15 protein-coding genes and 1 tRNA gene are annotated in these 22,046 nt (G+C 60.4%); 9 read left to right on the forward strand and 7 right to left on the reverse strand.

Features of this window, described 5'->3' with window-relative positions:
* Positions 1–9 precede the first annotated feature (9 nt).
* A complete protein-coding gene (locus tag AC4CWH_RS13265) occupies positions 10–1,257 on the forward strand; it encodes an NAD(P)/FAD-dependent oxidoreductase (protein WP_491319113.1) in 1,248 nt (415 codons plus the stop codon).
* An 11-nt stretch (positions 1,258–1,268) separates the two neighbouring features.
* Entirely contained in the window at positions 1,269–2,576 is a 1,308-nt protein-coding gene (locus AC4CWH_RS13270; protein ID WP_491319114.1) for an NAD(P)/FAD-dependent oxidoreductase, read from the forward strand.
* Positions 2,577–2,860: 284 nt separating this feature from the next.
* Here the strand turns inward: AC4CWH_RS13270 and AC4CWH_RS13275 are convergent, their stop codons facing one another.
* From AC4CWH_RS13275 to rirA, 3 genes are all read right to left on the reverse strand, one after another.
* Positions 2,861–3,535, reverse strand: a complete 675-nt coding sequence (locus tag AC4CWH_RS13275; RefSeq protein ID WP_491282530.1) for a TetR/AcrR family transcriptional regulator — start codon at positions 3,533–3,535, stop codon at positions 2,861–2,863.
* A 580-nt stretch (positions 3,536–4,115) separates the two neighbouring features.
* Positions 4,116–5,147 carry an AbrB family transcriptional regulator gene (locus AC4CWH_RS13280; RefSeq protein WP_491319115.1) on the reverse strand — a complete coding sequence of 344 codons (1,032 nt, stop codon included), beginning with the start codon at positions 5,145–5,147 and terminating at the stop codon, positions 4,116–4,118.
* Between the two features lie 152 nt (positions 5,148–5,299).
* Positions 5,300–5,770: an iron-responsive transcriptional regulator RirA gene (gene rirA, locus AC4CWH_RS13285; RefSeq protein ID WP_491282532.1), complete on the reverse strand. Its 471-nt coding sequence runs from the start codon at positions 5,768–5,770 to the stop codon at positions 5,300–5,302.
* Between the two features lie 200 nt (positions 5,771–5,970).
* Here rirA and AC4CWH_RS13290 point away from each other — a divergent pair, with 200 nt between their 5' ends.
* Positions 5,971–6,999 (forward strand): Fe(3+) ABC transporter substrate-binding protein, encoded by a 1,029-nt coding sequence (locus AC4CWH_RS13290; RefSeq protein ID WP_491321431.1) that lies wholly within the window; start codon positions 5,971–5,973, stop codon positions 6,997–6,999.
* 68 nt (positions 7,000–7,067) lie between these two features.
* Here AC4CWH_RS13290 and AC4CWH_RS13295 read toward each other — a convergent pair whose 3' ends face one another.
* Complete coding sequence (locus AC4CWH_RS13295; RefSeq protein ID WP_491319116.1) at positions 7,068–8,564, reverse strand: CoA-acylating methylmalonate-semialdehyde dehydrogenase; 1,497 nt, start codon at positions 8,562–8,564, stop codon at positions 7,068–7,070.
* A gap of 144 nt (positions 8,565–8,708) precedes the next feature.
* Between AC4CWH_RS13295 and AC4CWH_RS13300 the strand changes: the two genes are divergently transcribed.
* A complete protein-coding gene (locus AC4CWH_RS13300) occupies positions 8,709–9,590 on the forward strand; it encodes a LysR family transcriptional regulator (RefSeq protein ID WP_491319117.1) in 882 nt (293 codons plus the stop codon).
* A gap of 194 nt (positions 9,591–9,784) precedes the next feature.
* Positions 9,785–10,528 carry a hypothetical protein gene (locus AC4CWH_RS13305; RefSeq protein WP_491319118.1) on the forward strand — a complete coding sequence of 248 codons (744 nt, stop codon included), beginning with the start codon at positions 9,785–9,787 and terminating at the stop codon, positions 10,526–10,528.
* Positions 10,529–10,814: 286 nt separating this feature from the next.
* Here AC4CWH_RS13305 and AC4CWH_RS13310 read toward each other — a convergent pair.
* Together AC4CWH_RS13310 and AC4CWH_RS13315 are read right to left on the reverse strand one after the other, a co-directional pair.
* Positions 10,815–10,891 (reverse strand) — tRNA-His (locus tag AC4CWH_RS13310).
* A 141-nt stretch (positions 10,892–11,032) separates the two neighbouring features.
* The gene (locus tag AC4CWH_RS13315) at positions 11,033–11,479 is read right to left on the reverse strand and encodes a phasin (RefSeq protein ID WP_491319119.1); all 447 of its coding nucleotides are present in this window, start codon (positions 11,477–11,479) and stop codon (positions 11,033–11,035) included.
* Positions 11,480–11,714: 235 nt separating this feature from the next.
* Between AC4CWH_RS13315 and AC4CWH_RS13320 the strand changes: the two genes are divergently transcribed.
* Together AC4CWH_RS13320 and AC4CWH_RS13325 are read left to right on the forward strand one after the other, a co-directional pair.
* Positions 11,715–15,818 (forward strand): ATP-binding protein, encoded by a 4,104-nt coding sequence (locus AC4CWH_RS13320; RefSeq protein WP_491319120.1) that lies wholly within the window; start codon positions 11,715–11,717, stop codon positions 15,816–15,818.
* A gap of 122 nt (positions 15,819–15,940) precedes the next feature.
* Positions 15,941–17,635: an ABC transporter permease gene (locus AC4CWH_RS13325; RefSeq protein ID WP_491319121.1), complete on the forward strand. Its 1,695-nt coding sequence runs from the start codon at positions 15,941–15,943 to the stop codon at positions 17,633–17,635.
* 51 nt (positions 17,636–17,686) lie between these two features.
* On the opposite strand, the gene AC4CWH_RS13330 is transcribed toward AC4CWH_RS13325, so the two are convergent.
* Entirely contained in the window at positions 17,687–19,639 is a 1,953-nt protein-coding gene (locus AC4CWH_RS13330) for an acetoacetate--CoA ligase (RefSeq protein WP_491319122.1), read from the reverse strand.
* Positions 19,640–19,853: 214 nt separating this feature from the next.
* On the opposite strand from AC4CWH_RS13330, the gene AC4CWH_RS13335 reads away from it, so the two are divergent.
* Entirely contained in the window at positions 19,854–21,701 is a 1,848-nt protein-coding gene (locus AC4CWH_RS13335) for an AsmA family protein (RefSeq protein WP_491319123.1), read from the forward strand.
* A 96-nt stretch (positions 21,702–21,797) separates the two neighbouring features.
* Positions 21,798–22,034: a DUF378 domain-containing protein gene (locus AC4CWH_RS13340; RefSeq protein WP_491319124.1), complete on the forward strand. Its 237-nt coding sequence runs from the start codon at positions 21,798–21,800 to the stop codon at positions 22,032–22,034.
* Positions 22,035–22,046: the final 12 nt, after the last annotated feature.

Consider the following 22,046-nt stretch of genomic DNA (forward strand, 5'->3'; position numbering starts at 1 on the left):
AGGCAAGTTATGGCAGCGGACGCAATCGTTCTGGGCGCGGGGATCATCGGGGTGTCCACGGCGCTTCATCTGGCAAGGCGCGGCAAATCCGTGGTGCTGGTGGACCGGCGCGGCCCGGGCGAGGAAACTTCGTTCGGCAATGCCGGCCTCATCCAGCGCGAAGGCGTCGTTCCTTACGCCTTTCCCCAGCAGATCGGCATGATACTGAAAGTGGCGCTGAATAACCGCATCGACGTGCGTTATGATTTAGGCGCACTTCCGGCGGTTGCCAAATTCCTCGGCCGTTACTGGTGGCACTCCAACACCGGCCGCCATCAGGCGATCGCCCGCTCCTATGCAACACTGATCGAACACTCGATTTCAGAACATGACGACCTGATCGAAGCCTCCGGCGCACAAAACCTCATCCGCAAGGATGGCTGGACGCAGGCCTTTCGCACGCGCGCGAAGCAGGATGGCGAGGTTGCCGAGGCCGAGCGCCTGAAGCGCGAATACGGTCTCGATTTCAATGTGCTGGATGCCGCCAAACTCGCCGCCAAGGAACCGCATCTCAGCAGCGATTTCGTTGGCGGCCTCACCTGGGTCGATCCCTGGTCGGTGACCGATCCGCACGCGCTGACGCTCGCCTATGTCAAACTGTTCGAAAGCCTCGGCGGTCGTTTCGTCAAGGGCGATGCGACAAGCCTTGCCCAGACCGCGACCGGCTGGACAGTGTTGACCGATGACGGCCCCGTTGAGGGCAAGGATGTGGTGATCGCGCTCGGCCCCTGGTCTGACACGGTCACGAAGCCGCTCGGTTATAACTTCCTCGTCGGCGTCAAGCGCGGTTATCACATGCATTACGGCCTCTCCGACAACAAGGTGCTGAACGGCTGGACCATGGATGCCGAGCGCGGTTATTTTCTCGCCCCAATGGACAAGGGCATAAGGCTGACGACGGGCGCCGAATTTGCGCTTCGCGATGCGCCGAAGACGCCGGTGCAACTGGGTCGCGCCGAAGCCGTTGCCCGCACCATCTTTCCGCTGGGCGAACGGCTGGACCAGGAGCCCTGGATGGGCGCGCGCCCCTGCACGCCGGACATGATGCCCATCATCGGCAAGGCACCGCGCCACAAGGGCCTGTGGTTTGCTTTCGGCCATGCCCATCACGGCCTGACGCTTGGCCCAGTGACCGGCCGGGTGATTGCCGAGCAGATTTGCGGCGAAAAACCCTTCATCGATACCACGCCCTACCGGCCCGAGCGGTTCGTCATCTAAGGAGATTTTTGATGCCTGAGGCAGTGCGGGGAGTGACTGATAATCCCGGCCATACGGCCTCCTGGTATGCGGCAAGTGCCAACGACAAACGGGTGCGCCCGGCGCTTGACGGCGACAGGGAGGCGGATGTCTGCGTCATCGGCGCGGGCTTTTCCGGTATTTCGGCAGCGCTTGAACTTTCCGAGCGCGGTTATTCGGTGATCGTGCTGGAGGCAGAACGCATCGGCTTTGGCGCTTCAGGGCGCAATGGCGGCCAGATCGTCAACGGCTACAGCCGCGACCTGCAGACCATTGCGGCGCGTTACGGCGCGGAAAAGGCCGTGAAGCTTGGCGAAATGTCGCTGGAGGGGGCGGCCATCATCCGCGAGCGCGTTGAAAAATACGCGATCGACTGCGATCTCGTCGACGGCGGCTTTTTTGCCGCCTTCACCGACAAGCAGATCCGCGAGATGGAGGCCCACAAGGCCGACTGGGAACGCCACGGCCATCCGGGGCTGGAGATGGTGACGCGCCAGGAGGTCGGCCACTATGTGAAGACCGACCGGTATGCCGGCGGCATGATCGATCGTCTCGGCGGCCACATCCATCCGCTGAACCTGGTGCTTGGCGAAGCCGCCGCCGTGGAAAAGCTCGGTGGACAGATTTTTGAAAACTCCCGCGTGACAGCACTGGAAGAAGGCACGCCCAACCGCGTTCGCACGGCTGGCGGCTCAGTGACGGCGCGTTATGTGCTCGTATGCGGTAATGCCTATCTTCCCCCGCAACTGCCGGAAATCAGCTCCCGCATGATGCCGGTCTCAAGCCAGGTGCTGACCACGGAACCGCTGGACGCGGATCTGGCCAAAACGCTGCTGCCGGCCAATTACTGTGTCGAGGATGCCAATTACATTCTCGACTATTACCGCCGCACCGCCGACAACCGCATTCTCTATGGCGGCGGCATCGGGTATGGCGGGCGCGATCCGAAGGATATCACTGCCGTCATCCGCCCCAATATGCTGAAGACCTTTCCGCAGCTTGCGGGAAAACGCATCGATTTTGCCTGGAGCGGCAATTTTGCGCTGACGCTGACGCGCATTCCCCATATCGGGCGGCTTTCACCCACCGTCTATTTCTCGCATGGCGATAGCGGCCATGGGGTGACGACGACACATCTTCTGGGGAAAATCTTAGGCGAAGCGGTGGCCGGCCATGCGGAGCGCTTCGACATCTGGAGTTCGCTGCCGAACCTGCCCTTCCCCGGCGGACGCAGATTTCGCCTGCCGCTGACGGTGCTGGGCGCCTGGTGGTATGGGATGCGCGACCGACTGGGGTGGTAGCCGGTCGCGCTTCAGACATGACGGTCGTCCGCCGCGGCGACCGTCAATTCCTTGGGAGGGATTTTCATCACCAGCATCGAATGTCTGCATCACGCCGGCCGATGCGCTGCATAAATAAGGGCAGTAAGGTATGGGCGCGCGACCGGCCGGGAGATGACCGGCCGCGCGTCAGGCATGACGGTCGTCCGCCGCGGCGACCGTCAATTCCTGTATTCGGATAGTGTAGGATGCGTGATCGTCAGAAGGCTCAAACCGCTGCGGCCTGACCGTTCAAACCCTTCGCCTCAATTGTCGCCGTAGCGGCCGTCGAGAAACAGGTTGATCTGGGCGCGCGTCGAGAGTTTGAAGGCAGAAATGATCTGCTTTGCTTCTTCCGGCTGCGCCTTCAGCGCCAGACGAACGACACTCACCGTCAGGTGGCACATCATGAACGTTGTCCGGCGATATTGATCCCGCAGGTGTTTGGCGATGTACAGATCCGTCGCATCGGCAAACAGGTCCGCCAACCTGCGGGTTTCGGTGAGGTCCATATCCGCCAGCATCTTGTCCGCCTGGATCGCATTGATCAGATCCTGGATCTGCGGATTGCCATGGACATAAAGATTGTAGAGATCGATCATCGCATCGGTGGCGCGGCAGAGATCCTGCGGCCCCCGCACGTCGCTCAACCCGAGCGTCATGAACTGCGAAACATTGGCAATATAGCGATCGTAAAGCATCGCGATGATTGCCGACTTGTTGGGAAAATACTGATAAACGGAAGCGATCGGCCCGCCGGAAAGCGCTGCGATCTCCTTCATCGTGACGGCATCAATGCCCTTCTGGCCAATCAGATCCATGGCGACCTTCAGGATTTCATCGATCCGGTCCCGGCTGCGCTCCTGCTTCGGAATCCGGCGCAAAACCGGACGAACGCAACCCTGCTTGGCTTCTGGCATATCGAACCTCAAACCGTCCATGCGTATTCCCCCCTCATTGGGCGCTGCCCCATCCTGCTTAATCGGACCCGCAGGCGCCTCTGTTGTTGATGGATCGCCGGACCTTCTTCATCCGGTATATCCTTTTGTCCAAGCTTCTTTCCAGTCAAAAAATCAACCGGATCTCCCGAATACTTGACGTTTACGTCATCATTCCCGCACACCGAAATACAACCTGCAAGTCCGCAAGATATATCCGGCATTCACCAATGGTTGCCCGGCCATATTACACGCCGCGCATCACGCTCCAGCCACACCATGGTGCAAGGCGAGCGCCCGCGAGATGCCCAAGCAGACGAAACCCGCACCACCTAAATCCTGATCGAAAAGCACTTCTTTAGTAAAGACACCTTCCATCCAGATCCTTTAGTGCCCAAACGATCCCGATATCCAACTAAACTGCCGACCTTATGGCATAAGTCATATTTAAATCGGCATTCAGTCTGAAGCACCGCGCCTGTTAACTGAAGACATTATTTAAATACTTCAGCCGCTACATTAGATCAATGAAAATAAGGCGCAAAATTGGGCAATCACCATCCTCAATATCAGGGGTGATAATTTATAGTGATCTGAACCTGGACAGCATAAAGGGCATGAGAACCGAGAGAAACAGCAGCCGCAGGATGTGGTGTGTGCCAACATAGGCCGGGTCCGCATGCATGATCACAGCCATGGCAGCCATGGTTTCCAGCCCGCCCGGCGCAAAGGCGATCAGCGCTGCACCAAGCGGCACATCAAGCAGATGCGAGATGCCGGCAGCGGTGATCGCAGAGATCAACCCAACGACAACGGTCACCGTCATGCCCGCCACAAAGGCATTCTTGAGATCGGCCAGGCTTACGCCGGAAAAGCGGGTGCCGATCATGGCTCCGAGCAGCACATAAACGGGGATCTGCAGCCATTGCGGGATGGTGCCGCTGACGAGGCCGGACAGATGGGCAAGGATCGATACCGCCATGCCACCAACCAGAAGTGCGGCCGGCACCCGAAGTTTTAGGAATACCAGCCCACACAGGACGGCAAGCACCGTGATGACGGCAAGCGGCAGCAAGCCCATGGCCTGCGGCAGGATGATGATGCCCTCACCCGAGGCGCCGGAAAGTTCGACGATCAACGGCACCAGCAGCGTCAAGGCGAGGACACGCACGCTCTGGATGACGCCGATACTGGCGACATCTCCCTTCGTATCGGCCGCAAGGCTCATCACGTAACTGAGGTGACCGGGACAGGCCGCCAGCAGCGCCGTCATCCGGTCATAGTGAAAAACCCGACGCAGCAGCGCCTGCGCCGAGAAGAGCAGAATGACTGAGGTCACGAGCACCATGACGAAACTTGCCGGCCATGCGGCGGCAGCGGCCATCACCTCCGGCGTCACGCCGGCTCCCATCGACATGCCAACCACGACAAAACAGCCATTGCGCACGCCAACTGGCACCAGAAGCCGGCGACCAAAAAGGCTGCCCAACGTCACGAAGACGGCCGGACCGATGAGGAAAGGGGCCGGAAGCCCCAATGCGGCAGCAAGGAAAGCACCGAAGGCACCAAGGACAAGCGTCAAGGCAAAGGGAATGAAATCGTCAGAATGTATCATGCGAAAAATTATGCGGTTTCAACAGGAACGGCCGGCCGGCCAGATGGAAACCTTTTATCAAGAATGCGCCACGATGACAGAAAACCTTGTCGCGATGCTAAAAAAAAGCGCCCCACCGGAGCGCTTTATCGTTTGGTCTGCTGTCGCCCGAATCAGGCGGCAGGTGCCACCACCGCGCGGCTTGCCGGAATATCCAGGCCGAGCAGGAAGTTGATCTGCGGACGGGCCTTGACGAGATCGTCGATCGAATAACCGGCGAGCACGTCGAAAAAGGCGTTGAGCGCCTTGCGCAGCGCGGAATTCAACCCGCAGCTATCAACCAGCGGGCATTCGACTGCGCCATCCTCAAAACATTCCGCCATGGCAAAGCTGTCTTCGGTGACCTTCACCACATCAAACAGGCTGATCTTTTCGGCCGGGCGACCAAGGCGCACACCGCCATTGCGGCCACGCAAGGTTTCCACAAGGCCGGCCTTCGTCAGCGGCTGCAGGATCTTGAACAGGAAAAGCTCGGACACGCCATAGGCACGGGCAATCTCGGGGATACGGCTCAACTGCCCTTCGTTGGCAGCACAATACATCAACATGCGTACCGCATAATTGGTCTGTTTCGTCAAACGCATGCCATTCTCCCTCGGGTCCGTTGGCGGATATATAAGCCGTTTGCCACTTTTGAACAATTCCAAATTTGAAAATTTTACTCAGCCTATCCACTTTTCACAGCCCTGTGAATTGACCGGTCGAACAAAATCATGAATTCAAAACTCAACATAAGTGAGACATCATGTTCTGATAAGAGGGGGAGACGCCTGTGAAGAAGTTTCTGATTGCATCCGCGGCCATTCTATCTGCCGCAACGGCTGGTTCGTCGGCCGCATGGGCCAATGGCGAGGTGAACATCTATTCGTACCGCCAGCCGGAATTGATCAAGCCGCTGCTCGATGCCTTCACCAAGGAAACCGGCATTACGACCAACGTGCTGTTTCTCGACAAGGGGCTGGTCGAGCGCATCCGGGCCGAAGGCGCCAACTCGCCGGCCGACGTGATCCTCACCATCGATATCGCGCGCCTGAGCGAAGCCAAGGATGGCGGCGTGGTGCAGCCGGTGAAGGGTAACGCCACCATCGACAAGGACATTCCGGCAGCGTTTCGCGATCCGGATGGAGAATGGTTTGGGCTCACCACCCGCGGCCGTGTTGTTTACGCCTCCAAGGAGCGCGTTGCCGAAAATGCCATCACCTATGAGGAACTGGCCGATCCGAAGTGGAAGGGCAAGATCTGCATCCGCGATGGCCAGCACGCCTATAATCTCGCGCTGTTTGCCTCCATGGTTGCCCATCACGGCGCTGACTATACGGAAAAGTGGCTGACGGGCTTCAAGAACAATCTGGCCCGCAAGCCCGATGGCAATGACCGCAGCCAGGCAAAATCCATCCTTGCCGGCGAATGCGATATCTCGCTCGGCAACACCTATTACGTTGGCCTGATGATGACCAATGACAAGGAGCCGGAACAGAAGGAATGGGCGAGTGCCATCAAGATCCTGTTTCCCAATGCAGCCGACCGCGGCACGCATGTGAACATTTCCGGCATGGCACTGGCGAAGAACGCGCCGAACAAAGAAAACGCCGTCAAGCTGATGGAGTTTCTGGCCTCGGGCGAAGCCCAGAAGATCTATGCCGAAGAGGTGTTCGAATATCCCGTCATGCCCGGCGCGGAACCGTCTGACATCGTCAAATCCTTCGGAACGCTGAAGCCGGATAGCCTGCCGCTGACCGATATTGCAAAGAACCGCAAGACAGCGTCCGAACTCGTCGACAAGGTTGGCTTCAACGACGGCCCGTCGAACTGATCCACTTTTCACCTCACATGCAAAGGGCGCCTTCGCGGGCGCCCTTTTTTCTGTGTGGTGTGCGGTGCTTACTTCATCGTCGGCATGACGAATTCGGCGCCGTCCTTGATGCCCGACGGCCAGCGCGAGGTGACCGTCTTGGTGCGCGTCCAGAACTTGATCGAATCCGTGCCGTGCTGGTTCAAATCGCCGAAGGAAGAAGACTTCCAGCCACCGAAGGAGTGATAAGCGAGCGGAACCGGGATCGGCACGTTGACGCCGACCATGCCGATATTGATCCGCGACGCGAAATCGCGGGCGGCATCGCCGTCGCGGGTGTAGATCGCAACGCCATTGCCGTATTCATGTTTCATCGGCAGGTCGAGGGCTTCTTCATAGGTTTTTGCACGCACGACGGAGAGCACGGGACCAAAGATTTCGGTCTTGTAGATGTCCATGTCAGGCGTCACGTGGTCGAACAGGCAGCCGCCGACGAAATAACCGTTCTCATAACCCTGAAGCTTGAAATTGCGGCCATCGACGACGAGCTTGGCGCCCGCTTCGACGCCACTGTCGATCAGGCCCTTGATGCGGGCCTGGGCTTCCTTGGTAACCACAGGACCGAGATCGGCCTTGTCATCGGTGTAAGGACCGATGCGCAGGGATTCGACCATCGGCGTCAGCTTTTCGATGAGGCGGTTTGCCGTCTCTTCGCCAACGGGAACGGCCACCGAAATCGCCATGCAGCGTTCGCCGGCAGACCCGTAACCGGCACCCATCAGCGCCTGGGCGGCCTGATCGAGATCGGCATCGGGCATGATGATCATGTGGTTCTTGGCGCCGCCAAAGCACTGGGCGCGCTTGCCGTTCATGGCAGCCGTGCCATAGACATAACGGGCAATCGGCGTGGAGCCGACGAAAGACACGGCCGAAATATCCGGATGCGTCAGGATGCCATCAACGGCCGACTTGTCGCCATTGACGACGTTGAGGATGCCGGCCGGAAGGCCTGCCTCGATCATCAGTTCGGCCAGACGGATCGGCACGGACGGATCACGCTCCGACGGCTTCAGGATGAAGGCGTTGCCGCAGGCAATGGCCGGCGCAAACATCCACATCGGGATCATGCCCGGAAAGTTGAACGGCGTGATGCCGGCGCCAATGCCAACAGGCTGGCGGATCGAATACATGTCGATGTTCGGGCCGGCGCCTTCGGTAAATTCGCTCTTCGACAGATGCGGAATGCCGATGACGAATTCGCAGACTTCCAGGCCGCGGATAATGTCGCCCTTGGCGTCTTCGATGGTCTTGCCATGCTCGCGCGACAGGGTTTCGGCAAGGCTATCCATGTTGTCGTTGAGAAGGGCGACGAATTTCATGAACACGCGGGCGCGGCGCTGCGGATTGGTGGCTGCCCACTTGACCTGCGCGGCCTTGGCGTTTTCCACGGCGGCATTCAGTTCCGCATCGCTTGCCAGCGACACTTCGCCCTGCACTTCGCCGGTTGCCGGGTTGTAGATCGGCTGGCTGCGACCGGACGTGCCGGGCACATGCTTGCCGCCAATGAAATGGCCTACCTGATACATGGATGATCCTCCTGGATTGTTATGGACCCAGTATGCGCTTTAATTTGCACAAGACAACGCGATGATTTACGCATCCATTGTGCAGAAATTGATGTGCAGCGCTTTCCCCACACCGGGTTCCAGGAGGCGCCTGAAGGAAATCCAATGGACTGGGACAATGTGCGCATCTTTCTGGCCGTGGCGCGCGAGGGGCAACTTCTGTCGGCGTCCCGTCGGCTCGGTCTCAACCATGCAACGCTTGGGCGGCGCATCAATGCGCTGGAGGATGCATTGCGCACGCGGCTTTTGATCCGCAAGCCGAGCGGCTGCGAACTGACAGCGGACGGCCATGCCTTTCTCGCGTCCGCCGAACGCATAGAGGCAGAAATGCTCGCGGCGCAGGCGCGCACCGGCGAAGTGAATGCGCCGATTGAAGGCACCGTTCGCATCGGCGCGCCGGATGGCTTTGGCGTTTCGTTTCTGGCGCCGCGCCTTGGCACGCTGATCAAGCGCCATCCGAACCTGCGCATCCAGCTGGTGCCGGTGCCGCGCTCGTTTTCGCTGTCGCAGCGCGAGGCCGATATTGCGATTACCGTGGAGCGTCCAAGCCAGGGGCGGCTCGTCTCCTCAAAGCTCACCGATTATACGCTCGGCCTTTACGCCTCTCGCGACTACCTCGCCCAGAACGGCGAACCCGCCACTCTCGAAGACCTGCGGCTTCACCCGCGCATCGGTTATGTCGATGACCTGATCTTTTCGCCGCAACTGAATTTCACCGGCGAAGTGATGCGCGACTGGGATGCAGGGTTTGAAATCTCAAGCGCGATCGGCCAGACGGAAGCGGTGCGCACCGGCGCCGGCATCGGCATACTCCACGATTATATCGCCCGCCCGGTGCCGGAACTTGCCCGTATCCTCCCAGACATCTCCATCCGCCGCGCCTACTGGACCAGCACCCACGAAAGCCTGCGCGACCTCACCCGCATCCGCACCGTGATCGCGTTCCTGCAGGAAGCGGTGGGCGCCGAACGGCATGTGTTTGTGTGAGAGGACACCTGCAGCCGGTCGGAAGATCTAGGCCTTGGCCTCTGTTATGTTACCGGGTGTCACCCTCCAGTCATGGCATACTTTTTGGGCTCCAGGGCGCGCTGACGGACCACATGCGCCCGGAATCCTGATACCCTTCATCCATCTGATGTGCTTGTTGCGGCCAAAGCAATTTAGTGGTGTAGCTGTTTGCCATGAACACTTATTTCCTCTTCATCGATGAGAGAAAACCAGACACCAATGCGGCGCCAAACAGCCGTGTACATAAGCTTACAGGCCTGCTTGTTCAGTCGAGCCTGCATCGGGAATTGAGAAGCCATTTCTACGAATCTTTAGTCCGAGCATTGCCGGCCGAAAAAAATGTAGTTCCGCAAATGGCGGAAGTTCATGCGATGAGCCTCTTTCGAGACGAACCGAATGTCGATGATGCGGACCGGTTGAGATTTGTAAATGATCTGGTGGACTTTGTAGTCGAAAAGCAGCTGCCTGTTTTGGATACAGGCTATTTTTCGCAAAGTATGGCGGGCATGATAATGGGGGAGCGTGTTTTTGCCGTATGCTTTCTCAACATGCTGTGGCGCCTAAACACCGTGCTGGACAGCTGCATCGTGTGGCCCGTCGTAGAGCGTGATAATTCCAAAATGCAGGATCAGATGTTTGCCGGCATGATCCAGAACCTAGATCACGGAATTGCCCGAGCACCATCCTTATCTGCAAGCGCCAGCATCAACTACGCCAATCTGGGAGAAGTGCTCTATTGCACGAAGCGATCAGCAATCGGCGCCACTTGTGACATACTACGCTATATTCTGCACAAGCGTTGGCTGCGTAATCGAGGACAGACGTTGTCTGGTTTCGCAAATGCTCTAGCCGATACTGCCGAGCGGCTGGCGCCCGTTCTTTGGCTGGATGAAATTATCTGGATGAATTCCGCCTGAGTTCAGAGGGTTAATCCCCCAGCCTGACGTCATGCGTAGACGCCGGCAGGTGAGTTTTCCGCCCGCCACAATTCATTCGAACGCGGATCAAACTTGATATGAAAGGCCTTCAAGGCCGCCTCAAGAACGGGGCTGAAAATCGTGAAACTGGGCAGGCGGAATGCGCGCTTTTTGTAAGCCTTCCGGGATTTCATTTCCAGATTGCTATCAAATTCCGGAATTTCCCGATCGGCTAACACAGTGATGCCACGCGGGCTACGAAATAAGGGATAAAACTGTGGAAGAATGGTACGGTTGGGGGGTCTCGAACCTCCGACCTCAGGTGCCACAAACCTGCGCTCTAACCAACTGAGCTACAACCGCACGCCACGTTGCCAACCTTGGTCGGCCGTGTCTGGGGCGTGACATAGAAGCATTGCATTTTTTTTGCAAGCCCCGAGTTTCGCCCCGAAACGAAAAAGGCCGGGATGACCCGACCTTTTCCTTAAAAAATTCGAAGGGTAATCAGGCAGCCTTGAAGGTGGTCATCGCCTTTTCGGCGGCTTCCTTGCCGGGCTTGGTCACGTCTTCGGCAATCTTCCGGGCCGCTTCCTGCATGGCTTTCGCCTGCTCAACGGTGACTTCGGCCTGCTTGCGCACGAAACCGGTCTGCAGTTCGATGAGTTCGGCAACCGACTTCACGCCCATCAGCGCTTCCAGGTGCGACAGCGACATTTCGGCATTGGTGCGCATCGCTTCGATGGCCTTGAGGCCAAACTCGACGGAACCGGCCTGCGCCGTCTGCATTGTCGTTTCAACCGTCTTGGTGGCTTCCTCGGCGGCAACCTTCATCTTGGCAAAGGCTTCGCGCGACTGCGTGGTGCCCTTTTCGGCGAAATCACGCAGGCTTTCCGTCAACCGCGTCGGGTCGAAGGCGGCGAAGGAGAATACGTCATCAGTCTTGTAAGCCATGTCCAGCTTCCTTGTTCGATCCCGGCCCCCATGATGGGCGACCTCATGACCATAAATATAGCGACAGTAATGTTGCATTGCAATATGTTTGTGCAGTGCAACATGAACTTTTCCTGATTAACCGTGTTCTGCGTTTCCTCAGCCAGATTGTGGACCTGGAGGGGCTTCGAAGTTACTAACAATGTGTTAACGTAGCGCCGGCTTGATAAAGACGGCACCGAGTGCAAGGCCCGCCATGTCTGCTGTGCAATATCCCTTCATAGACATCGCCGCGCATCCCAGGGTGCGTGATCATTTTGCGGCGGGCAAGGCGGTCGTGCTGTTTTCGCATGACATGGCGGATGTGCTCTGGGCCAATGGCCGCGGTGCGCAGCTGTTCGGCACCGACATCATCTACGACCTCATCGACCAGGGGCCGCCACGGCTGGATTTAACCGTGCGCCAGGCGCAGGCAACAGCGCGCCAGCTGCACGCGCCGGGCGACCACCGCACCTTCATGATGCGCATGACTTCCGGCTTCGAGCGGCTGGCGGTGCAGGCGCTGTGCGAGCTGATCGAACTGGCGGATGGGCAAACGGGCGTACTTCTCGCCGTGCCGGCCGCCGCCCAGCCGCCGCTTGCCGCCGAATGCGCCCGCCAGATGCTGGAGGGTTTTGACGACCCCAACACCCATGTGGCCGTGCTGGATGGCGATGGCCATGTGATTTCCTCCTCGGCCGATTTCGGCTCGATCAACCTTACCCCTCACACCGCCCGCATGCTGGTGACGCTTGCCGCAAATGACGGCGACCGACTGGTGAAACGCCCGGTGCCGACAGGCGCCGGTTATCTTCCGGCCGCCATTGCAAAGCTTTCCGATGACCCGGTGCTCAACCTGCTGTTCATCGTGGAGGCCGATGCCGGCGAGCCAGAGATCGCCAGCGAGGAACGGCCGGCGGCAGAGGCACCCGACGAGGTGGCCCCTGCCCTTTCCGTCCCTATGGCCGATCCGCGCCATGAGCCGGGTCCGGATGCCGCTGAGCAGGCGATCTCGCCTGTCATGGAAGACGCCATCGCTGAAGAGGCTGAAGACCTGCCGGAAGCTGCCGTGGCCGAAACGCCAGCGCCTGAGATGAGCGATGAGGCAACGCAGACGGAAACCGAAGACACGGCTCCCGTACTGGACGTCTCGGATGCGCCGGGCTCGCTCAATTCCGAAAGCGCCGAAGACACCAACAGCGTGGTTGCGGATGACATCGCGACCGACGAATTGGCGCCTGAACCGCCGGTTTCCGGCTTCCAGTTCCCGCGCGAGGCGCGTGCCACGCGGTTTGTCTGGAAGATCGATGCGCAGGGGGTTTTTTGTGAAATCTCGCCGGAACTGGCTGCCACCGTCGGCCCGCATGCCGCCGAAGTGGTGGGGCTGGGTTTTGGTGATGTGGCCGCCCTGTTCAACCTCGATCCCGATGGCAAGATCGGCGAGCTTTTGCAGCGCCGCGACACCTGGTCCGGCAAGACGATCTATTGGCCGGTGGAAGGCACATCGCTCTGCGTGCCCATCGATCTCGCAGCCCTGCCGACCTATACCCGCACCCGGGAATTCGATGGTTTCCGCGGTTTCGGCATCGTGCGCATTTCCGATGTCGAGGAAGATCCGCTGGCGCTTGGTCTGACCTTTGTGCCCGGTGAGCCCGAGATGCCAAGCCTTGCCGAGGACGCAGGTGCTACCGTTGTCGAAGAGGCTGACGAACCGGACAGCGTGCCTGAAGTCGCTAGCGCCGAGGCAGACGCCGGCAGTGCGGCTGAAACTGCGTCCACCCCGACACAAGAACCGGAAGAGCCGGAGACCTTTTCGTCTGCGCAGCAGCCGAAGGAAGCAACTGACGCGGCAGAACATGTCGAGGATACCGCAGAAGCGCCGTCCGAGACACTCGAGCCCCCCGTTGAAACGCCGCCGTCTTCGCCGATGCCGCTGCTGTGGCCGGCGCATGAAAAGCCCGCCTTGCGGCTGGTTGAAAATTCGCCGCGTTATTCCGACAAGGTCATCCGCATCGAAGACCGCCGTCCGGGTCCCCGCGAAGGTCTGACGCCGGTCGAGCAGGCGGCGTTCCGCGAAATCGCCCGCCGTCTGGAAGTGTTTCGCCAGAACGAGGAAGCCCCGGAACAGCCTCTGCCGCTGGCCGCCGATGAAGACGCGGCTGCCCGCGTGGAAGACAACGGCACTGACGCGCCCACCTTCGCGGCTTTTGCCGACCACGCCGAAGAGACGCTCCCTGCGTCCAGTGAGGATGCAGACCACGCCGAACACCCGGCCGAGACGGAAACCGCAGACGAGACCGACGGTTTGTCCGACGAGGCGCTTTATGCCGACATGACGGCCGATGCCGTGCCGGAAGAAGAGGCGCTGGACGTCGGAGCGACGGAAACCGGCCTGCTGGACAACCCGGCATCGCCGGAGGTTTTTCCCGAAGCGGAAGATGCAGCGATTGACGTCGTGGACAATTCCGCCCAGGACGACGCTGTTGCTCCAGCGGAAGATACGGCTGATGAAACAGAAATTGCCGATATCGCGGCTGCGCCGGAGGCAGCACCTGACGATATGGATGACGCCACGACGGCTGCGGAGACGGTTGAGGACGACGACGCCTTGGCTGCCGAAGGCACGCCCGCCGGGGAAATGCCAGCCGAGGCAATGGCGGAAGAGACCGAGCCATCTGAAATCCTGCCAGCCAACACCGCTGAGGCCGAAAACACACCGGTCGAGGACGCCGTGAATGCTGAGGGCGAGGAGCGGATTTCGCTGGCCGAGGCCTATGCGCAGGCCATGCCGCTTCGCCAGCGCCCAGAACTTTCGCCGGAAGTTATCGACCAGATGCCGGTCGCGCTTCTCGTTCACAGCGGCGAACGGCTGATCCACGGCAATCCGGAATTCCTGCGCCTCACCGGTTATCAGACGCTGGAGGCGCTGGCTGACGTCGGCGGGCTCGACGCCCTGCTGCAGCGGCAGGACCTGGAAGACAAGACGTCTGAAGCCGGCGGCATGGTGGTGGTGCGCGCCGATGACAGCCTCGTGCCTGTTACCGCACGCCTGCAATCGGTGCGCTGGGATGGGGCAACAGCGCTTATTCTGGCTCTGATGCCGGTCAATGAGGGTGTTGCGGCACCCGATACCGCCCCCGTTGACGAAACAGCACCCGCGGAACCCGACGAACACGCCCACCAGGCGGAAAAACTGTCGCGCATGGCGGTCGAGGTGGATGAGTTGCGCGCCATTCTCGACACCGCGACCGATGGCGTCGTCATCCTCGGCGGCGATGGCGATATCCGCTCGATGAACCGGGCGGCCAGCGCGCTGTTCAATTATGACAATGACGAAACGGCCGGCAAACCCTTCGTCATGCTGTTTGCCCATGAAAGCCAGAAATCCGTGCTGGATTATCTGGCAGGCCTTGCCGGCCATGGCGTGGCAAGCCTTTTGAACGACGGGCGCGAAGTGATCGGCCGGGAAGCCTCCGGCGGTTTCCTGCCGCTGTTCATGACGATTGGCCACCTCACCTCGTCCAACGGTTATTGCGCCGTCATCCGCGACATCACCCAGTGGAAGCGCACGGAAGAAGAATTGCGCAGTGCCAAGCGCGCCGCAGAAACCGCCAATGCCCACAAGAGCGATTTCCTGGCCCATGTCAGCCACGAAATCCGCACGCCGCTCAACGCCATCATCGGTTTTGCCGACATGATGGCAACCGAACGGCTAGGCCCGATCGGCCACCAGCGTTATGTCGAATATGCCAATGATATCGGCCGTTCCGGCCGGCATGTGCTGGATATCGTTAACGATCTCCTGGATATTTCCAAGATCGAAGCGGGCGAGATGGAGCTGGATTTCGCAGCCGTCGGCCTTAACGAAACGGTGGCGGAGGCGGTGTCGCTGGTGCAGCCGCAGGCGAACGGCCAGCGGGTGATCATCCGCACGGCGCTGTCGCATGCGGTGCCGCCAGTCGTGGCCGACCTGCGCTCGATCAAGCAGATCGTGCTGAACATTCTGGCAAACGCCATCCGCTTCACGCCCTCGGGCGGCCAGATTGTCGTCTCCACCGCCTATGAGGCGAACGGCAATGTCGTACTGCGCATCCGCGATACCGGCATCGGCATGACCCGCTCGGAACTGGAACTGGCCATGAAGCCGTTCCGGCAGGTGGCCGGCGGCACCCGCAAGCGCGGCGATGGCACCGGCCTTGGTCTTCCGCTGACGAAGGCGATGGTGGATGCCAACCGCGCCGCCTTCTCCATCCATTCGGCGCCGAACGAGGGCACGCTGGTGGAGGTCACCTTCCCCTCGCCGCGCGTGCTGGCCACCTGAGGAAGCCCCGTCGGGACAACAAGTTTTTTGCCAATTCTATCGGCCCGAAAACCAATTCCGGTTTCCGGGCCGATGTTGTAGAGCGTCTGGGGACGGTCTGCGGGGACAGACAAAGGATAGGCATGGCGGGGGAACCCTCTTTCAGCGCGGAATTTGCCGACGCTCCCAAGCGGGCGGGCGGGCCAGTTCGCGGGCAGGATGCGCGGCTCCTGTCTGGCGCGGCGCTTCTGGTGGCGGCCGTTGCGGTTCTGCCGGTGGCATCCGTGGTCTGGATTGCGCTTTTCGGCGGCACGGAGAGCCTTGCGCATATCCTCACCAATGTTTTGCCGCGCGCCACGCTGCGCACCGTGCAACTCGTTGTGTTCACAGGGCTCCTCACCAGCCTGTTCGGTATTCTCAGCGCCTGGCTGGTCACCGGTTTCAGTTTTCCGTTTCGCCGGCTGTTATCGGTGGCGCTGGTTCTGCCGCTCGCCATCCCCTCCTATATCGCCGCTTATATGTTTGCGGAATTCCTGGATTTCACCGGGCCGCTGCAGACGTTCTACCGCGGACTTCTAGGTTATCGCACGGCGCGAGACTACTGGTTTCCCGATATCCGCTCGCTCGGCGGCGCGGTGCTGGTGATGTCGTCGGTGCTTTATCCTTATGTCTATCTCGCCTGCCGCTCCACGTTTCTTATGCAGGGGCGCGCAGCGGCCGATGTGGCACGTACGCTGGGCGCCGGCCCCTTGCGCACTATGCTGCGCATCCAGTTGCCGATGGCGCGGCCGGCGATCATGATCGGGTTGACGCTGGTCGCCATGGAAACGCTGAACGATATCGGCGCCGTGGAATATCTCGGCGTGACCACGCTGACCTTTTCGATCTACGATACGTGGCTGAACCGGGGAAGCCTTGGCGGGGCCGCCCAGCTGGCCGTGGTGCTGCTTCTGGTCGTTGCCGGCCTCATCGCGGTTGAACGGCTGGCGCGCCGGCGGCAGCGTTTTGTGGCAAACCGCACGACCGCAAGCGTCAACGATCAGGTGCGGCCGAGGCTCCGAGGGGCCGCCGCGATGGCAGCCGTCACCATCTGCGTCACTCCGGTGGCTTTCGGTTTCCTGCTGCCGGTGTCGATGCTTGTAAGTTACGCCGTGCGCCGGCTGGAACTGCTGCACGATCCGCGTCTGTTGAAAGCCTTGTGGAATAGCGTTCTGGTGTCGGGATCGGCAGCTGTGGCAACCGTCCTTATCGGCTTCCTTCTGGCCTATAGCCTGCGCACGCGCCCGAATGCGGCAGGCGGCATTGCCGGACGTCTGGCCTCGCTCGGTTACGGCATGCCGGGAACCGTGCTTGCCATTGGCGTTCTCGTGCCGCTGGCCGCCTTCGACAATGGGCTGGATGCCCTGATGCGCCAGTATTTCGGCGTCTCCACCGGGCTTTTATTGTCCGGCACCGGCTTTGCCATCTTTTATGCCTGCACCGTGCGTTTCCTCACCATGGCGGAGGGAACGGTGGATTCCGGTTTCCGGAAACTGTCGCCGCATCTCGACATGGCGGCGCGAACGCTGGGACGCAACCGCTTCCAGACGCTGGTCAGCGTACTCCTGCCCAATATGCGGCCCGCCCTGCTGACCGCCGCCCTCTTCGTTTTTGTCGAATCGATGAAGGAACTGTCGGCCACCATCCTGCTGCGGCCGTTCAATTTCAACACGCTGGCCACGCTGGTCTATGAGGATGCCTCGCGCGCGCAGATCGAAAATGCCTCGATTGCCTCGCTGATCATCGTGCTCGCCGGTCTGGTGCCGGTGCTGTTTGTTTCCCGCTCGATGGAGCGATAGGCCGAAGCAGGAAGGGCAGCCGAAACTGCCCCCGTCAAAGCAAGGTGCCTGTTACGACTGCAGTTCGGCAAGCCCGGCAAACAGTTGCAGCGCTTCCGGATTGGCGAGCGCCTCCATATTTTTTACCGGCCGGCCATGCACGACTTCGCGCACCGCAAGCTCCACGATCTTGCCGGATTTCGTGCGCGGAATATCCGAGACGGCAATGACCTTGGCCGGCACGTGGCGCGGCGTGCAACCGGTGCGGATACGGGTCTTGATCGCCGCAACCAGCGCGTCGTCCAGCACGACGCCATTGGCGAGCCGCACGAACAGCACCACGCGCACGTCATCATCAAAATCCTGACCAATGCACAGCGCCTCCAGCACTTCCGGCATCTGCTCCACCTGATTGTAGATCTCGGCGGTGCCGATGCGCACGCCGCCGGGGTTCAGCGTCGCATCCGAGCGCCCATGGATGATCAGCCCGCCATGGGGTGTCCACTCGGCAAAATCGCCGTGGCACCAGATATTGTCAAAACGTTCGAAGTACGCGGCTTTGTATTTCTTCTGGCCGGGATCGTTCCAGAACATCACGGGCATGGATGGAAAAGCCTTGGTGCAGACCAGTTCACCCTTTTCGCCGCGCACCGGCTTGCCCTCGTCGCTCCAGACATCCACCGCAAGCCCGAGGCCCGGCCCCTGGATCTCGCCGCGCCACACCGGTTTCAAGGGATTGCCAAGCACGAAACAGGAGACGATATCGGTGCCGCCGGAAATCGAGGCGAGATGCACATCCGCCTTGATACCTTCATAAACGAAGGAAAACCCTTCCGGCGACAGCGGCGAGCCGGTGGACGTGATCAGCTGCAGCGACGACAGGTCATGCGTTTTGATCGGCTCGAGTTCGGCTTTGCGCACCGCATCGATGAATTTTGCGGAGGTGCCGAACACCTTGAACTTTTCAGCCTGCGCATAATCGAACAGAACCTTGCCGTCAGGCGCAAAGGGCGAGCCGTCGAACAGGCAGAGCGTGGCGCCGGCGGCAAGGCCTGAAGCCAGCCAGTTCCACATCATCCAGCCGCAGGTGGTGAAATAGAACAGCCGGTCACCGGGCGTGATGCCACAATGCAGCACCAGTTCCTTCAGATGCTGCAACAGGCTGCCGCCCGCCGAATGCACGATACATTTGGGAACGCCGGTCGTGCCGGAGGAAAACAGGATATAGAGCGGGTGCGAAAACGGCATGCGCGTATAGGCAATGGGGGCTGGCGCATAAGGCGCCATCAGCGCCTCCAACGTGCGGCCATCGCTGAGCGAGGCCGCAATCGCCACCGCATCGCCGGCATAGGGCACGATCACGACGGGCACCTTCAGCTCTGCCGCGACGTCGCGCACCTTGTCGGCGACGTCCTGGCGCTTGCCGTTATACCAGTAGCCATCGCAGGCGATGAACAGTTTTGGCTCGATCTGGCCAAACCGGTCGAGCACGCCTTGGCGGCCAAAATCCGGTGAACAGGACGACCAGATCGCGCCAATGGAGGCGGCCGCCAACATGGCCGCAATGGTTTCGGGAAGGTTCGGCATCATCGCCGCAATCCGGTCTCCCGGTCCAATGCCCATGGCAAGATAAGCCTGCTGCAGGCGTGAGACATGAGCGGCAAGCTCATCCCAGCTCCAGCGATAGGCCACCTTGTCTTCGCCGCGAAAGATCAGCGCATCGTCAGTGCCGGTGCGGGTCAGCAGGTTTTCGGCAAAGTTCAGCATGGCATCTGGAAAAAAGCGGGCCGCCATCATGTCGTCGCCATGGATGAGGCTTGTCGCGCCGCGCTCGCCCTTGACGCCGCAGAAATCCCAGACCGCCGTCCAGAAATCGCCGCGCTCGGTGATAGACCAGGCGTGCAGGTCATCCGTATTGGCAAAGGTGCGGCCATGGCGCTCCCCACACCAGGCCATGAAGCTTGAAAGCGGTGCAGCTGCTTTGCGCGCCTCGGACGGCGTCCACAGGGGCATTTCCATATCCATGTTGTTTACCTCCACCCAATGCGACAGCTATATCATGTTGCGTTGCACGATAAAGGGTCGCGATGGCTGCTTTACGGCCATTTGAAGCGCACTTGCCGCACCGGTTTGCATGGCGCGGGCATTTCCGCTAACGAAGCGGCACGTTGCCCGCGCCCGAAATGATTTCAGGCGCTGCACCCTGTCTGATGTCTGCAAGCACGATGGCGAAATTCGCATGAGAGCCTTCACGCCACGCAAGAAAATTGCTCGAATCGCGCTTTACGCCGGCGGCGGCCTTCTGGCGCTGACCATGCTGTTTCGTGTCGCCGCCCCGATTCTGGTGTCCTCGTCACTCGTGCGCGAGAGCATGGAAGACGCAGTAGAAAAATGGCTCGGCCATGATGTGACCATCGAGGGCGCGCCGGAACTGGAATTCTGGCCGCAGCCGGTCGTGACGCTGACGGGCATCACCATCCGGCAAGAGAACCGGCCGGATGCGCCGGTGCTTGGCCGTATCGAGACACTTTCAGCCGGCTTCAGCGTGCTGCAGGCGCTGCGCGGCGAGCCGGTTTTCCAGGATTTCAAGCTTGTCAGCCCTGACATCACCATAACCTTTGATGCGAACGGCGCGCTCGACTGGAGCAGCGACGGCATTCTGGGCGCGGCCGTGCGAAACGCGATCTCTCCACAGGAGGCGTCCGCCGCTGACATGCCCCTGCCGGATGTCGGCGATACGGTGATGGGCGACGTGACGGTCTCAGCCGGCAAATTATCGATCCGGGACCGCAGCGGACAGACCCTGCTGATCGAGGACATCAACGGCACGATCGACTGGCCAAAACTGTCCGCTGCTGCCGACATGCGGATGCGTGCCACCATCCGCGGCCAGGCAATCGATCTTGAGCTTGCTTCGCCGCAACCGCTGTTGCTTCTGGGCGGACGCGGCACGGATATCGATGCCACGATCAAATCGCCGCTGTTTTCCGGGCGTTTTGCCGGACGCGCCGACCTTGCTAGTTATGCCTTCTTTTCCGGAGACCTCGAACTTTCGATACCGAATGTCAGCGATGTCGTGACCTGGGCGAACCTGCCGGTGCATACCGCAGACGACCTGCGCAATCTTTCACTTTCGGCAAGGCTGGTGACCTTGAGCAATGTGCTGCGCTTCGACCGCCTGTCGATCGAGGCGAATGGCACGCATGGCACCGGCGTGATGGATCTGAGCATGCAAAGCGCCACATCCGCCCCGCGCGTGACGGGAACGCTTGCCTTCGACGCCGTCAACCTTGGCGCGCTGGTACAGGCAATTTCCAACGACCGGCACTCAGGCGGCAGAGCGGATGTCGCGGCCGATCCGCCGTTTGAACGACAGCTGGGTTTCGACGTGCGTTTTTCGGTGAAGACGGCAAAGCTCGGCAGCCTGACGCTTGCCAACAGTGCCGTCAGCATCATCTCGGACGCGCAGCGCGCGGAGATCGAAATTCTCGACAGCGACCTTCTGAACGGCAGCCTGACCGGCCAGATCCGCATGCGGCTGCAGCCAAAACCCTCGACGCGGGTGGTGATGTCCGCCCGCAACGTCGATTTCGAAACGCTGGCGCGGGATCTTTCGCTGCCGGGGCCGGTGCTGGCGGCGACCGGATCCGTCGATCTTGACCTGCAGCTTGAAAAACCGCTGGCCGAGGCGCATCCGGGGGACCTCACCGGAACATTCCGCCTTTCCACCGGCGCCGGCCGCATTACCGGGCTGGACCTTGCCGCCCTGCGACGGCTCGCCACCGGTTCCAGCTATTTTTCGCTGAACCAGACAACGGAGGGCACCACGAGCTTCGACAGCCTTGTGCTTTCGGCAGAGCTTGCCTCCGGCAGCGCTGAAATCCAGGAGGCTGTGCTGGCCGGGCCCCCCTATTCGCTACGCCTCTCTGGCGTCGTTCCCTACGAGACCAAAAGCCTGTCGCTTGCCGCAACTGTCATCGATCAGACGCTGCCCGATCAGCCACGCACGGTGTTCATCGGCGGCGCCTGGCCGAACCCGATAATCTGGCCGGCACCGACAGCGCCGGCACCCTCCATAGGCCCATAAATTTTACGGCGAAGAGAAATATTCGACACAACTTTTGCGGAACAAAGCCCTGCAACGCCTGTTCGATCACCAGTCAAGCCCTTGAAGGAGATCACCATGCGCGCACTCAACATCATCACCCTCATTCTCATCATTGTCGGCGGCATCAACTGGCTGCTGGTCGGCATTGCCGATTTCGATCTTGTCGCAACCATCTTCGGCGGCCAGGATTCGACACTGGCGACAATCGTTTATGTTCTGGTCGGTCTCTCGGCGCTCTGGCAGCTGGTTCCCCTCACCCGCTCGATGCAGGTTGGCGAAGCGGCAGCCCAGGCTGATCTTCGCCGCCACTGATCTCCAACCGAT

It is taken from the genome of Neorhizobium sp. PAMB6716 (assembly GCF_058242805.1).

Coding starts and splice junctions, on each gene's coding strand:
- AC4CWH_RS13270 (WP_491319114.1), top strand. CDS start 1,269: ATGCCTGAGGCAGTGCGGGGAGTGACTGATAATCCCGGCCATACGGCC.
- AC4CWH_RS13340 (WP_491319124.1), top strand. CDS start 21,798: ATGCGCGCACTCAACATCATCACCCTCATTCTCATCATTGTCGGCGGC.
- rirA (WP_491282532.1), bottom strand. CDS start 5,770: ATGCGTTTGACGAAACAGACCAATTATGCGGTACGCATGTTGATGTAT.
- AC4CWH_RS13300 (WP_491319117.1), top strand. CDS start 8,709: ATGGACTGGGACAATGTGCGCATCTTTCTGGCCGTGGCGCGCGAGGGG.
- AC4CWH_RS13305 (WP_491319118.1), top strand. CDS start 9,785: ATGAACACTTATTTCCTCTTCATCGATGAGAGAAAACCAGACACCAAT.
- AC4CWH_RS13330 (WP_491319122.1), bottom strand. CDS start 19,639: ATGGATATGGAAATGCCCCTGTGGACGCCGTCCGAGGCGCGCAAAGCA.
- AC4CWH_RS13280 (WP_491319115.1), bottom strand. CDS start 5,147: ATGATACATTCTGACGATTTCATTCCCTTTGCCTTGACGCTTGTCCTT.
- AC4CWH_RS13325 (WP_491319121.1), top strand. CDS start 15,941: ATGGCGGGGGAACCCTCTTTCAGCGCGGAATTTGCCGACGCTCCCAAG.
- AC4CWH_RS13320 (WP_491319120.1), top strand. CDS start 11,715: ATGTCTGCTGTGCAATATCCCTTCATAGACATCGCCGCGCATCCCAGG.
- AC4CWH_RS13275 (WP_491282530.1), bottom strand. CDS start 3,535: ATGGACGGTTTGAGGTTCGATATGCCAGAAGCCAAGCAGGGTTGCGTT.
- AC4CWH_RS13295 (WP_491319116.1), bottom strand. CDS start 8,564: ATGTATCAGGTAGGCCATTTCATTGGCGGCAAGCATGTGCCCGGCACG.
- AC4CWH_RS13265 (WP_491319113.1), top strand. CDS start 10: ATGGCAGCGGACGCAATCGTTCTGGGCGCGGGGATCATCGGGGTGTCC.
- AC4CWH_RS13315 (WP_491319119.1), bottom strand. CDS start 11,479: ATGGCTTACAAGACTGATGACGTATTCTCCTTCGCCGCCTTCGACCCG.
- AC4CWH_RS13335 (WP_491319123.1), top strand. CDS start 19,854: ATGAGAGCCTTCACGCCACGCAAGAAAATTGCTCGAATCGCGCTTTAC.